Genomic DNA, 13,987 nt, shown 5'->3' on the forward strand with positions numbered 1-13,987 from the left:
ATAGAATTAAAGAATTTTCCCCCTGATTTATCGGGTGAGCCTTAAAATGGGCCAAAGCGGAAGTGTACTCCTTGTAGGCTTCTTTTCCCACTTTTATCCCTTTCAAGAAAGGAAACAAATAGGGTGAGTCCTTACCTACATCACTTGACAGTTCCCTCAGCGACTCCCATGCGGTAGATTGTACCTCTATAAGCATCGGAGTACCCGTTTTCTGGCGTTTATATTCCAAAACCCCACCCCGGACATTCTCCTTTTTCAGATGAGCGAAATCCACGAATGCCATACCGCAAAACTGGAACATCAGGCACAATGCCTGCCGTGTTTTTCTCAGTTCCGGATCATCTAATGGGGCCGTCATCAGAGAACGTAATAAATCCTGTGGTAACGCCTTTTTGCGTTTGCTCTCTATACCCGTGAAAACTCCCTTAAATAAATAAGGGATATAGGGGGCCAGCCCTTCCTCCACCGCCATGTTGTACACACAACGGAGCCGACGCATATAGGTCGACACCGTGTTCCATGTACATCCTTTGTTCAACAAAAAGGCCTGATAACGCCGAAGGTTCTCCTTATTGACATAGATATAGGGAATTACCTCCAACCCACAAAACCGCATGAATGAGTTTAATGCATCCTGATAGCTCTTCGCCGTGGAATAACGCCCATCCATACGCAACTTATAGATATACAGCCTCATTCCTTCTACTAAATCCTTTTTCTCCATATTATCGCTATTTTTACGTGATAAAACTTAGCAAATGTAATACAGATCCGGGAGGCTGAGCATATACAAAAAAAGGCGAACCAACCAGTCCGCCTTTATAAAATCTCCATTTCTAGATTATTTCAATCCTCTATTCTTCAGCAACGGATCCGTACCCGGTTCCTTGCCACGGAAATTCTTGTACATATCCATAGCGTCGTCGATACCGCCCGGGGTCAGTACGTATTTACGGAATTTATCGGCACATTCTTGGTTAAAGATGTCGCCGGTTTCCTTGAATGCCTCGAAAGCGTCGCAATCCAATACCTCGGCCCAGATGTAGCTATAATAGCCGGCGGTGTAGCCGCCACCCATCGTATGGTTGAAGTAAGTCGTACGGTAACGGGAAGGGATTTGTTTCAGCAAACCACGACGGCCTAACGTCTGTTGCTCGAAATCCATCACATTCAAGTTGGCCGGAACATTATTCGTCTGGTCAACGAACTTGATCACCTTCTTATCCGCAGCGTCACCGCTGATCGCATGGAAATCCATATCCAGATAAGAAGCCGCCAGATACTCCGTCGTAGCGAAACCTTGTCCGTACTTACCGCTCTTATCCAACTTCTCGATCAACTCGGCCGGGATCACCTCGCCGGTCTGATAATGCTTAGCGTACACCTTCAATACTTCCGGCTCGAATACCCAATGCTCCATAACCTGTGAAGGCAACTCCACGAAATCACGAGGAACACCAGAAACACCGGAGTAATGCACGTCACGGAACAAGCCGTGCAAACCATGACCGAACTCATGGAACAATGTATTCGCCTCATCAGCGCTCAACAACGCAGGTTGTCCCGGAGCGGGTTGGCTAAAGTTACAAACGATCGTTACGACCGGAGCCACACGCTTGCCATCCTTATAAGCCTGCGGACGATAAGAACCACACCATGCGCCACCACGCTTGCTGGCACGAGGGAAGAAATCGAAATAAATAACGCCCAAATGAGAGCCATCCTTATCTTTGCACTCAAAAGCCTGCGCTTCCGGATAAGGCAACGGGATATTACGGATCGGGGTGAACGTGATACCATATAACTTATTAGCTACATAGAAAGCACCCTCACGAACATTATCCAACTTCAAGTAAGGACGAACCTCATTCTCATCCAAATTGAATTTAGCTTTCTTGGCCTTCTCGAAATAATAACGCCAATCCCAGCCCTCGGCCTCGAAATTGCCGCCTTCTTTCTTGATCTCGGCGTTTATATCGGCCAACTCATCTTTCGCTTTCGCCAAAGCAGGCTTCCAAACCTCATCTAACAATTGATAAACCTTATCCGAGCTTTTCGCCATACGATCCTCCAACACGAAAGAAGCGTAATCATCATAGCCCATCAACTTCGCTTTCGCCAAACGAGCGGCAACCAAATCACGAACCACTTCCTTGTTATCGTTCTCATTATTATTATTACCACGGTTGATATAAGCGTTGAACATCTTCTCACGCAACTCACGTTTATCGGAATATTGCAAGAACGGCATCACGCTCGGATTCTGCAAGGTAAATACCCATTTGCCTTCCATCCCGGCATCCTTGGCCGCTTGAGCGGCGTTAGCGATCAAGGTCTCGGGCAGACCGGAAAGATCCTCCTGCTTGTCGATCACCAATTTAAAAGCGTTCGTCTCTTTCAGCATATTCTGTCCGAAAGTAAGCTGTAGCATGGAGATCTTGCTATTCAACTCACGCAATTTAGCCTGATCCTCAGCGGAAAGATTAGCGCCACCCCGAACGAAGTCCTTATAAGTCTCCTCCAATAACTTCATTTGCTCCTTATCGAGACCCAACTCATCCTTCTTATCGTATACCGCCTTCACACGAGCGAATAATTTCGGATTCAAGTTGATATCATCACTATATTTTGACAATAGCGGCGACATCTCACGGCTTAACGCCTGCATCTCATCATTCGTATTCACGCTATTCTGTCCACCGAAAACAATCTGGACCTTCCGAAGCAACGCACCCTGCTCATCCAAAGCGACAATCGTATTCTCGAACGTCGGCTCCTCCGGGTTATTCACGATCGCCTCGATCTCCTTGCGTCCCTCTTCCATGCCTTGCAATAGGGCCGGTTTGTAGTGCTCGAACTTGATTTGATCAAAAGGTGGAACTCCAAACGGGGTGGTATATTCCGCAAAGAACGGGTTCTCCCCCTCCACGGTCTTCTTTTCGGAAGTACCGCAGGCAGTAAGCATAACGGCTAATCCTGCTGCCATAATTAATTGTTTCATCTTTACTGATTTTTTGATTTATGAGTTATGAATTGTTCTGCTCATTTTAGCCCTCTGTTCTCCAACAGCGGATCAATGCTAGGTTGTTTGCCACGGAAATTCACGTACATGTCCATAGCGTCGTCGATGCCGCCCGGGGTCAGTACGTATTTACGGAATTTAGAGGCAACCTCCGGGTTGAAGATATCACCCGTCTCCTTATAAGCTTGGAAAGCGTCGCAATCCAACACTTCCGCCCAGATATAGCTATAATAGCCGGCGGTATATCCACCTTCCATCGTATGTCCGAAATAAGTGGAGCGGTAGCGAGACGGAATCTGACGGATCAGACCACGATCGCCCAAGACCTTCGCCTCAAATTTCTCAATATCCAAATCGGCAGGGATCTCTTTCAATACATGATAATCCATATCCAGATAAGAGGCGGCCAGATACTCCGTCGTAGCGAATCCTTGTCCATACTTGCCACTCTTGATCATCTTGTCTACAAGGGCTTGCGGTATTACCTCGCCGGTCTGGTAATGTTTAGCGTACACTTTCAATACCTCCGGCTCAACGGCCCAATGCTCATCGACTTGCGAAGGTAGCTCCACGAAGTCACGAGGCACGTCGGACACGCCATAATAATGAACGTCGCAGAATAAACTATGTAGGGCATGACCGAACTCATGGAATACGGTCTCGGTCTCGTCGGCCGTCAAAAGCGCCGGTTGTCCCTCCGCCGGTTTACTGAAATTAAATACGGTAGTAACCACCGGGGCTACCCGTTTCCCATCTTTATATGTTTGTGAGCGGTAACCGCCGCACCATGCGCCACCTCCTTTGCCCGGGCGGGTAAAGAAATCCATATACAGCACGCCCAGATGCGTACCATCTTTATCCTTGCACTCGAAAGCGAGAGCGTCGGGGTCCGGTTTCGGGATGTCCTTGATCTCGGTAAACGTGATACCGTATAATTTATTGGCTACATAGAAGATGCCCTCACGTACATGTCCCAACTCAAAATAAGGACGCATCTCGTTCTCGTCCAAGTTATATTTCGCTTTCTTGGCTTTCTCGAAATAATAACGCCAGTCCCAGCCCTCGGCCTCGTAATTACCACCTTCCTTCTTGATCTCGGCGTTGATATCGGCCAATTCCTCTTTCGCTTTCGCCAAAGCAGACGGCCAGATTTTATCGAGCAAGTCGTACACGTTCTTCTCGTTCTTCGCCATATTCTCTTCCAATACGAAAGCGGCATAATCCTCATATCCCATCAATCGGGCTTTCTCCAGACGAGCGGTAACCAGCTGCTTAACGACCTCCTTATTATCATTCTCATTATTATTGTTGCCACGATTTGTATACGCCTTGAAGATCTTCTCACGCAAATCACGCTTATCGGCGTATTGAAGGAAAGGCATCACGCTCGGATTATGGAGGGTAAACACCCACTTACCATCCAGACCATTCTCTTGGGCCGTTTGCGCCGCCTTGACGATCACGTCTTCCGGCAGGCCGGATAAGTCCTCTTTATTATCGATCACTAATTGGAAAGCGTTGGTCTCTTTCAAGGTATTCTGTCCGAAAGTAAGTTGGAGCATGGATATCTTCTCGTTCAGCTCACGCAACTTCGCCTGCTTATCCTCCGGCAGATTGGCTCCTCCCCGGACAAAGCTTTTATAGGTTTCCTCCAACAGCTTCTTCTGTTCCTTATCCAGATGGAAGCTCGCCTGATTCTCATATACGGATTTCACCCGGGCGAAAAGCTTGGGATTTAAGCTGATATCATCCGAATGTTTGGATAAAAGGGGATAAAGCTCACGTTCGAGCTCTTGGATCTCGTCCGTGGTATTCACACTGGATTGGCCACCGAAAGCATACATTACTTTAGTAAGCAACTCGCCACTTTGGTCTAAGGCCACGATCGTATTCTCGAATGTCGGCGCATCCGGATTTGCCACGATCGCCTCGATCTCCTTCGACTGCTCTTCCATGCCTTTCAAAAGAGCCGGCTTGTAATGAGCCACCTCTATTTGGTCAAACGGAGGCACCCCGAACGGTGTCGTATACTCCGCAAAAAACGGATTGGGTGTAGCGCCTTCCGCTACATCGCTTTTCTTTGAGGAGGAACAAGCTCCCAAAATAACCGCTAAACCTGCGGCCATAAGCGTTTTATTCATGCCATTGTTATATTAGAATTACAATGGACAAAGATAACGAAGTTTTGCGTTACAATTCTATTTCAAATTGTTATTATTTAGAATCCGGAAAAAGATTTTCACAATTCACACAAAAAAGATCCCCAAAGGGAGATCTTCCCTTCGGGGACCCAATATGCTTTCATTCAATGTTCAATCGAATCGCTCTCTATACCGTCCTCGATATTTTCATTTTCGATCGTTTCTTGTAAATCTTGAATGTCATTAGACGTGTAATCATCCGACAATACCGAATTGGTAGACATGGTCTCATCGTGAAGATCATCGCTCTCATCCCATAACGTTTTCATTATATTCTCTGGCATATCTCTTATATTTTAAAGTTATATGCCTATTCAACAACCTCGACAAAGAAATTGTTGTTCCAATAAAAATAGTTCACTAATTTTAGCGAGATTAACGCAAGAAATAATATGAATCGAATTTGTAGTCTTTTTGGTATTCAGTATCCCATCATACAGGCGGGAATGGTTTGGTGTAGTGGTTGGCGGCTAGCTTCAGCGGTTAGTAACGCCGGTGGATTAGGATTGATCGGGGCAGGCTCCATGCACCCGGAAGTGCTCCGGGAACATATCCGTAAATGCGAGGCGGCGACCGACAAGCCTTTTGGCGTGAATGTCCCGCTGATGTACCCGGAAATCGATACCTTGATGCGGATATTGGTGGAGGAAAAAGTGAAGATCGTATTTACCTCCGCCGGCAACCCGAAAACATGGACAAAGTATTTGAAGGATCATGGCATGACGGTCGTTCACGTGGTAAGCAGCTCTAAATTCGCCACGAAATGCGAGGAGGCCGGAGTGGATGCCATCGTTGCCGAAGGCTTCGAGGCCGGCGGGCACAACGGACGGGAGGAAACAACTACGATGTGCCTGATCCCCGCTGTCCGGAAAGCGACCTCTCTCCCCCTTTTGGCGGCAGGAGGTATCGGAAACGGTCAAGCGATGCTAGCGGCACTCGCACTAGGGGCCGACGGCGTACAGATAGGCACTCGTTTCGCCCTAACCAAAGAAAGCTCGGCACACGAGAATTTCAAGAAACTATGCTTGAATCTTAAGGAAGGCGATACGAAGTTATTATTAAAGAAACTGTCTCCTACCCGTCTGGTAAAAGGAGATTTCGCTACGGCAGTGGAAGAAGCGGAAGCCCGGGGAGCGTCCGTGGAAGAATTACGTGAGTTATTAGGCAAAGGACGTGCCAAGAAAGGAATCTTTGAGGGCGACCTAAAGGAAGGCGAGTTAGAGATCGGACAGGTAGCGTCTTTATTCTGGGAGGAATTATCCGTGGAAGAGGTGATGAAAGAATTGATCCGTGACTTTAAGCGATCCTTAGAGAACGTAAAAACACAGTTGTGTTCGTAAGAAAACACAACTGTATCTGTGGATAAACACAACTGTGTTCAAGAGAAAACACAGTTGTGTTCCTTATCATAATCGATACTTATACAATTGTGCCATGACCTTTTGGTATTGGTTTTGCAATTGCAGGTAGTTTTGCACGCTTTGGTAATAGGTCGTCACATCCACGAAATACTCGATCATAGATATTTGTCCGGCCTGTATAGCCTTGTTCAACAAGACCAAGCTATTCTGCCTTTTCAGCACATCCTTATATTCATCGATAGATTTCTTTAAGGAGACAGACTGGTCATATAGCTGCCTCAACCCATTCTCTACCGTGAAAGAAGCGCTCTCCAACTGCATCTCCGTATAGCGGGCCTGAGCCTTCGCCTGTTTCACGTTATTACGGTTCGAGAACAACGGGATGGTGATTCCTACCAAGAAACCATTGAAACGCTCTCCACCCGAGGCGGGATTCATACGATACCCTAACTCAAAGCCGGGCAGACCTTTCGCCTTATTCACGCTCACCTGCCGAAGGGCTGTCGTCTGGTCGCTACGCAAAGTCTGTAATTGCGGATCGGATTGCATCGCCTCCGTTCTCAGCTCATCAAAGGAAAGCACCTCCCTATCCGGCAAGGCGTAAACCGTATCCGTAAACTCGATAGCGATACCGCCATTCAAGGTAGCCAGCTCCTGCAGCTTGGCAATACGGGAAGTCTCGTTCATCCGGGCCTCTGTCCGGGCGTTCAATAATTCCAGATCGATCTTGTTTGTCTCAAGGATATTCGCATCTCCTTTCTCCAAACGAGTCGCATAAAAAGCGGAAAGTTGCTCGGCGTTCCTAAGACGGGTATCCAATAGGTTCTTCTGCTGGTTCAACAGCACCAAATCTAGGCAAACCTCTTTCACCTGCAACAAGATTTGCTGACGAAAAGCCATCCCTTGACGATCCAAACCCGCGGATTTCGCCTTCGTCAGCTTATGCTTCCGGACATATACGGACGGGAAATCAAAGCTTTGGGAAGCCACGAACTCGCCCGTGAATCCCATCCCTTCTTTATTCCCCCAGAAATGCGAATAAGAGACCGAAGGGTCTGGCAAATTATTATCCAACTTCGCCTCCAGCTTCTGCGACTGGACCAACTGGCTGTTCGCCTGTAAATCCTTATTGTTCGCCTCCACGCTCCGGAGCACGTCCTCTATAGAAGTCTGGGCGGAAAGGCCGCCTGTCAATACAGACAAGGCGGCGACTATAATATATGATTTCATAAAACTTATTCTTTATTCTTGTTCATTATCAGATAAACAATCGGGATGATGAATCCGTTTAAGAACGTAGAGGTTAATAAACCACCCAAGATCACCGTCGCCATCGGGCTTTGGATCTCATTCCCGGGAAGATCGCCATTCAACGCCAACGGGATCAACGCCAAGGCGGAACTCAACGCCGTCATCAAGATCGGGTTCAAACGGTCTAGGGAACCTTGTATCACGGACTCTCGCAATCCCATTCCCTCTCCACGCAAATGCGTATAGTGGCTGATCAGCAGCATACCGTTTCGGGTAGCGATACCAAACAAGGAAATGAAACCGATAATCGCCGGGATACTGATCTCGCCGGAAGTAAGCCATAGGATAATCACGCCACCGATCAACGCCAACGGCAGGTTCAACAAGATCACGCCACTCTCCTTCACGTCCTTGAACTCATTGTACAGTAACATGAAGATCACCAATAACGACATCAACGACGTCAGCAATAAGGTACGGCTGGCCGCCGCCTCGCTCTCGAACTGGCCGCCATATTCGATATGGTATCCCTCCGGCAAACGGATATTAGCCTCTACCCGATCCTGTATCTCATTAACCACACTTCGCAAGTCACGTTCCGATACATTGGCGCTAATCACGATCTTACGTTGCACATTCTCACGATTGATCGTATTCGGACCGGTCACCGAACGGATATCGGCCACGTAGCTTAGCGGCACTTTCTGTCCGGCGGCATCGATCATCAGATTGCTAATATCATCCATCGTGGCACGGCTAGCGTCGGAGGTCTTCACGGTCAAGTCGAAACTCTTGCCATCATCGTACACCTGACTGACGGCCTCTCCTCCCAACATCACATTGATATATTCCTCGAACTCCGGCAGAGGAATGCCATATTTAGCCAGCAACTCACGTTTCGGGGTGATTGTCAACTGCGGACGCTCGATCTGCTGCTCTACCTTCAAGTCCACCAGACCCGGGATCGTTTGGATAGCGGCCTTGATCTGGTTACCGACCGTAAACATCAGGTTCAAGTCCGTACCAAACAATTTGATAGCGATATTCGCCTCCGTACCGGAAAGCATAGCGTCGATACGATGGGAAATAGGTTGCCCGATCTCTATATTAGCGCCGCTGATCGTAGATAACTTCTTGCGGACATCATTCATCACCTCATCCCGACTACGGTCTTGCAATTCGAAAGGAGCCTCGATCTCGGAAACATTCACGCCCAAGGCATGCTCATCCAATTCCGCACGACCGGTCTTCCGAGCTACAGTCTTTATCTCGGGCACTTGCAACAGCAACGCTTCCGCACGGCGTCCGATCTGATCCGACTCGTCCAAGGAAATTCCCGGAAGCGAACTTACGTTGATCGTAAAAGAACCCTCATTGAACGGGGGCAAGAAACTACGTCCCAAGTGAAAGAAGATCACCAAGGCGACCACAAACAAAGCGATCGTGGTACCTAGCACCCATTTCTGGTAAGCCAACGCTAACTCCAAAGCCCGTTTATACACCACCTTCAACTTCCGGGCTATCCAAGCCTCACGCAGTTCCTTCATTCCCGTCGCTTTACGGTTCAGCAAATAGCTACAAAGCACCGGGGTCAAGGTAAGAGCCACCACCGTAGAAGCAAACAATGCCACGATAAAAGCGATACCCAGCGGAACCAACATACGGCCTTCCATACCACTCAAGAAGAACAAGGGCACGAAGCTCACCACGATAATCAAGGTAGAGTTCAAGATCGGCATACGTACCTCACGGGAAGCGTCGTAAACCACCTCCAAGGTAGAGCGTTGCTGATCCGGAGGCAAGAGCCGGTTTTCCCGGATTCGTTTATACACGTTCTCCACGTCCACGATAGCGTCATCCACCAAGGAACCGATAGCGATCGCCATACCTCCCAAGCTCATCGTGTTAATCGTCAATCCCATGTAGTGCAATACGATGATAGAGACCAGCAAAGATAACGGCAAGGCTACCAACGAGATCACCGTCGTACGTATATTCATCAAGAACAGGAACAAGACGATCACCACGAAGAAACTACCCTCAAACAAGCTCTTCTTTACATTATTAATAGAGTTATCGATAAAATGACTCTGGCGGAATATATCCGTAGAGACATGTACATCCACCGGCAAGTTCTTCCGCAAATCGACAACAATCTCGTCCAGCTTCTCCGTCAACTTCTCCGTACTCGTATCCGGCTGTTTAGTCACGGTAATCAATACGGCCGGCTTCGTCCGCTCGGAAGCGGTTCCCAGCTTCGGGCTTTTACCGCCGATCTTAACCGTAGCGATATCACCCAGCGTAACCGGATACTCATTCACGGTCTTCACCACACCCTGAGCGATCTCTTCCGCCTTCGACGTAGACAAGACTCCCCGGATGATATACTCATTATCAAACTCATACAATACACCACCATTGGCGTTCCGGTTCATATTCCGACAAACATCCAACACCTCGTTCAACCCTACACCGTAGTGCTTCATACGAGCCGGGTCCAACAAGATCTGGTACTCCTTAATATCGCCACCGATCACGGCAACCTGCGCCACACCGCCCGTAGACAACAAACGGGGACGGATCGTCCAGTCGGCGATCGTACGTAAGTCCAACAAAGACGTGGAATCGGCGGTCAAACCGAGAATCATCATCTCACCCAAGATGGATGACTGCGGGCCTAAGGTCGGTTTACCTACGTTCTCGGGAAGGCTCTCACCCAAGACAGCCAGTTTTTCGGACACGATCTGACGAGCCCGGTAAATATCCGTACCCCAATCAAACTCTACCCAAACCACGGAGAATCCGGTGGTAGACGAGGAACGTACACGCCGCACGTCCATCGCACCGTTCACGGCAGTCTCCACAGGGAATGTCACCAAGCGTTCCACCTCCTCGGGAGCCATACCGTTCGCCTCGGTCATAATCACGACCGTCGGGGCGTTCAAGTCCGGGAACACATCCACGTCCGTATTAAACGCCGTGTACGTACCCCAGATCATCAGCAATAGCGCACAAACCAAGATTACCAACCGGTTGTGCAATGAATAATAAATTATCTTATTTAACATGCAACGTCCCTCCTATTAATGGCTATGGCTATGAGCCGGTATCGCGTTAGAAGCGGAAGACAACTTGATCTGGTAAGCGCCACGAGTCACGACCTCATCGCCCGGTTTCAATCCGGAAAGGATCTGTACCTCCGAGCCGTTATTCGCTCCCAGCGTCACCCATTGCTTCTTATAGCCTTCCTCATCCAGACGGATAAATACCGAATAAACGCCCTGCTCCTCGATAAGGGCGGAGACAGGCACGCTCAAGACATTCTCCATCGGCTTTGTCAACAAAAAGATCTCCACGAAAGAACCGGGGATAACCGCTCCTTTATTATCGAACTCGAAAGTCACCGGTACATAGAAAGAGTTCATATCGGAAGCCTTTCCATACGATAACAACCGTCCACGCAAATCAGACAATTTATAGAGAGCGTTATCATACGGAGTCATGAAATTAGCGGTTTGGATCATGGGAAGATCGTTGTAATACCTCTCAGACACGTCCGCACGCAATACCAAACGATTGTTTTGCGAGATCGTAGCCAAAGGCTGGCCTACGGATACATAATCACCCTCTTTCACTTGGATGTTCTTCAAGTAACCATTCAAGGGAGAGACTACAGACACGCCTTTCGCCGTCTGTTTTCCCGCTATCGCCTCATAAGCGACCTTGGCGTTCTCGTAATTCAAGCGGGCCTGCTCGAAATCCTTGGCGGATACGATCTTATCGCCTACCAAGGCTTGCATACGCTCGTATTCCTTTTTCGCCGTCTCATAAGCGAATTTAGCCCTTGCCGCCACGTCTCCATCCGAGAGGGCGTTGGAAGCGATACTCAACACGGCCTGTCCCTTGCGTACCGCCGTACCATCCACGAATGGCAAGCTACCAAACGAGATCACGCCGGGGACGGTAGCGACGATCACGGACTCCTCCCCTTGCGCTGCCATTACTCGTCCGCTCGTCTTAATCACATCCGTGAAAGGAGCGGGATTAACCGTTACGGTCTGCAAACCAACGGCCTCGGCTAAGGCTTTCTTAAAGACAATCTCGCCGGGATGGGTACCACCAGCCTCATGCTCATGGTCATGGCCTTCGTGTTCATGTCCCTCATGATCATGATCGTGATCGTGATCCTCACCTTCATGCTCATGGTCGTGAGCCTCTAATTCATGATTATGCTCATCGTGTCCGGCTTGCGACGCATTTCCCGCACAACCGGCAAACAGGTAAGCGCACATCGCACCTACCAAATATATTTTCTTCATTGTGTAAAAAATCTTGATATCGTTAATAATAAATAGATAGGGGCAAGTCTGTCCTCACCCACTCTCACAAACGAGGTATCAAGACATAGGAGGGGCACGAAGTCCCGAGGCACTCACTATCCAAGTGTCGTGCAGCGACTCAATGTAGGGGGCGTTCTCGTGATCAAGGAGCTGTCCGCAAAACGCCGGTTCAGGTGGATAAATGTAATCAAATAAGACGAGTAACGGCATCAGATGTATATCCACATCTCCATCCATAAAATGAGAAATATGCGTACTGAAATAGGCCAAGTTATGCCCGTCGCAACCGCAATCATGCGTATCAGTGCTTTTATCGCCATGCGCTTGCTCCGCGGTCAAGGATTGATAACAAGGCATCCCGTCCCGGTGATGATGGTGAGGGATAACCACAGAAAGCAATGCCAAGATGCCGGCCATCAGCACCACGTATTGTACAACCCTCTGTTTCATTTTCTCACGCATGGCACAAAGATAAGGATATTTTTCCGTTTTTTACATGAATGTTGTAAGTTTGCGGTAAATAAAAAGATAGATGAAGTTTGGAGTAAATAAAAAGGTATTATTATATACCGCCGGTTGCGTATGGATTTTCGCCGGTATCAATATCTTACGCATCGGTATCGTCACATGGTTAAACGATACCCATTATTGGTTATTCAAGATCGGGGAAGCGACCATCGTTTTCTTACTTTTCTTCAATTTGGTCTTTAAACGGCTTTTCTATAAACATTCCGAACGGATCTCCCGGAAAAACGGGAAACATTGCCCGTTCTCTTTCTTCGACGTGAAAGGTTGGATTATCATGATCTTCATGATCGCTTTCGGGATCACGATCCGTGCGCTCCATTTACTGCCGAATTCTTTCATTTCTGTATTCTATACGGGATTATCCACGGCGTTGATCATAACGGGATTCTTATTCTTGAGACAAGGAAAAACCGTTGGGAATTGAGAATTGAAAATTAAAGATACAACAATCAATAATTTTCAATTCTCAATTCTCAATTTTCAATTCCCAAGTTTTTCGCAGATCAACTCAGCAGCCTTCTTGCCGCTCATCAGCATGCCGCCAAAGATCGGTCCCATACGGAAGCTACCGCTTACGCCGTTAGCGGCCATACCGGAAACGAATAATCCCGGGTAGATCTCCTTCGTGTTCTCCACCGTCGTCTGCTCACCCAGCTCCACATTCAAGGAACGCTCGCCGATCACGCCTCCGGTCGGTGTATTCAATTGGATATCATTCTTACGGGCTACCACACGGGCAATCTCGCAATCATGCCCCGTACCTTCCAAGACAGCCTTTGCCATGATCGTCAACGGATCCACGTGCATCCCCTCACGGATTACCGGAGCCCAGTTCACTACCACACCGGCTACGGCATCGTTATGAAACACCACGTCCTCTACCGAATAGCAGTTAAAGATCGTAGCGCCCGCCTTCGTCGCCTGATAAATCAAAGCGGAAGTGGTATGTACCGAATCCATGATATACGTGCCGTTAGCACCTTCCTTATAGCTTACGCCCAATTCCTTGATGATCGGCATAGCCTCTTCCTGCACCACGATATCGTTGAACATCATAGCGCCGCCCCACATACCTCCACCGGGAGCCAGCTTACGATCAAACAACGCCACCTTCTTACCGGCTTTCGCCAAGAAATAAGCGGCTACGATACCGGAAGGTCCCCCACCCACGATCGCTACATCCACAGACAAGTTGCTCTTCAACTTCTCGAAGTAAGAGTCAATGATTCCACTTGAAACAATCTGTTCCATCTTAATAACTAATTAAAGTTTAAACATCAGGGA

11 protein-coding genes are annotated in these 13,987 nt (G+C 48.3%); 2 read left to right on the plus strand and 9 right to left on the minus strand.

What is annotated here, in order from left to right:
* The 4 genes from DWX33_RS09820 to DWX33_RS09835 all read right to left on the minus strand — a co-directional run.
* Positions 1-724 (minus strand): site-specific integrase (locus tag DWX33_RS09820; RefSeq protein ID WP_122380299.1); only part of this gene is annotated, 724 nt, incomplete at its 3' end.
* Between the two features lie 117 nt (positions 725-841).
* Positions 842-3,001: a M3 family metallopeptidase gene (locus DWX33_RS09825; RefSeq protein WP_008772497.1), complete on the minus strand. Its 2,160-nt coding sequence runs from the start codon at positions 2,999-3,001 to the stop codon at positions 842-844.
* A 41-nt stretch (positions 3,002-3,042) separates the two neighbouring features.
* Positions 3,043-5,163, minus strand: coding sequence for a M3 family metallopeptidase (locus DWX33_RS09830; protein ID WP_122380300.1), 2,121 nt, complete (start codon positions 5,161-5,163; stop codon positions 3,043-3,045).
* 164 nt (positions 5,164-5,327) lie between these two features.
* Positions 5,328-5,507 (minus strand): hypothetical protein, encoded by a 180-nt coding sequence (locus tag DWX33_RS09835; protein ID WP_005857938.1) that lies wholly within the window; start codon positions 5,505-5,507, stop codon positions 5,328-5,330.
* Positions 5,508-5,615: 108 nt separating this feature from the next.
* Between DWX33_RS09835 and DWX33_RS09840 the strand changes: the two genes are divergently transcribed.
* Positions 5,616-6,563, plus strand: a complete 948-nt coding sequence (locus DWX33_RS09840) for a nitronate monooxygenase family protein (protein WP_057329172.1) — start codon at positions 5,616-5,618, stop codon at positions 6,561-6,563.
* A 66-nt stretch (positions 6,564-6,629) separates the two neighbouring features.
* Here the strand turns inward: DWX33_RS09840 and DWX33_RS09845 are convergent, their stop codons facing one another.
* From DWX33_RS09845 to DWX33_RS09860, 4 genes are all read right to left on the minus strand, one after another.
* Positions 6,630-7,814 carry a TolC family protein gene (locus DWX33_RS09845; RefSeq protein WP_036613957.1) on the minus strand — a complete coding sequence of 395 codons (1,185 nt, stop codon included), beginning with the start codon at positions 7,812-7,814 and terminating at the stop codon, positions 6,630-6,632.
* Between the two features lie 5 nt (positions 7,815-7,819).
* Entirely contained in the window at positions 7,820-10,903 is a 3,084-nt protein-coding gene (locus tag DWX33_RS09850) for an efflux RND transporter permease subunit (protein WP_008779648.1), read from the minus strand.
* Between the two features lie 15 nt (positions 10,904-10,918).
* Positions 10,919-12,154, minus strand: a complete 1,236-nt coding sequence (locus DWX33_RS09855; RefSeq protein ID WP_008772502.1) for an efflux RND transporter periplasmic adaptor subunit — start codon at positions 12,152-12,154, stop codon at positions 10,919-10,921.
* 78 nt (positions 12,155-12,232) lie between these two features.
* Positions 12,233-12,637, minus strand: coding sequence for a DUF6769 family protein (locus DWX33_RS09860; protein WP_005857949.1), 405 nt, complete (start codon positions 12,635-12,637; stop codon positions 12,233-12,235).
* 70 nt (positions 12,638-12,707) lie between these two features.
* Here DWX33_RS09860 and DWX33_RS09865 point away from each other — a divergent pair, with 70 nt between their 5' ends.
* Positions 12,708-13,127 carry a hypothetical protein gene (locus DWX33_RS09865; protein ID WP_005857951.1) on the plus strand — a complete coding sequence of 140 codons (420 nt, stop codon included), beginning with the start codon at positions 12,708-12,710 and terminating at the stop codon, positions 13,125-13,127.
* A gap of 56 nt (positions 13,128-13,183) precedes the next feature.
* Here the strand turns inward: DWX33_RS09865 and DWX33_RS09870 are convergent, their stop codons facing one another.
* On the minus strand, positions 13,184-13,954 hold the full coding sequence (locus tag DWX33_RS09870; RefSeq protein ID WP_005857953.1) for a sulfide-dependent adenosine diphosphate thiazole synthase: 771 nt from the start codon (positions 13,952-13,954) through the stop codon (positions 13,184-13,186).
* Positions 13,955-13,987 lie beyond the last annotated feature (33 nt).

The sequence above is a fragment of the Parabacteroides sp. AF19-14 genome (assembly GCF_003635485.1).
Lineage (GTDB): Bacteria > Bacteroidota > Bacteroidia > Bacteroidales > Tannerellaceae > Parabacteroides > Parabacteroides distasonis.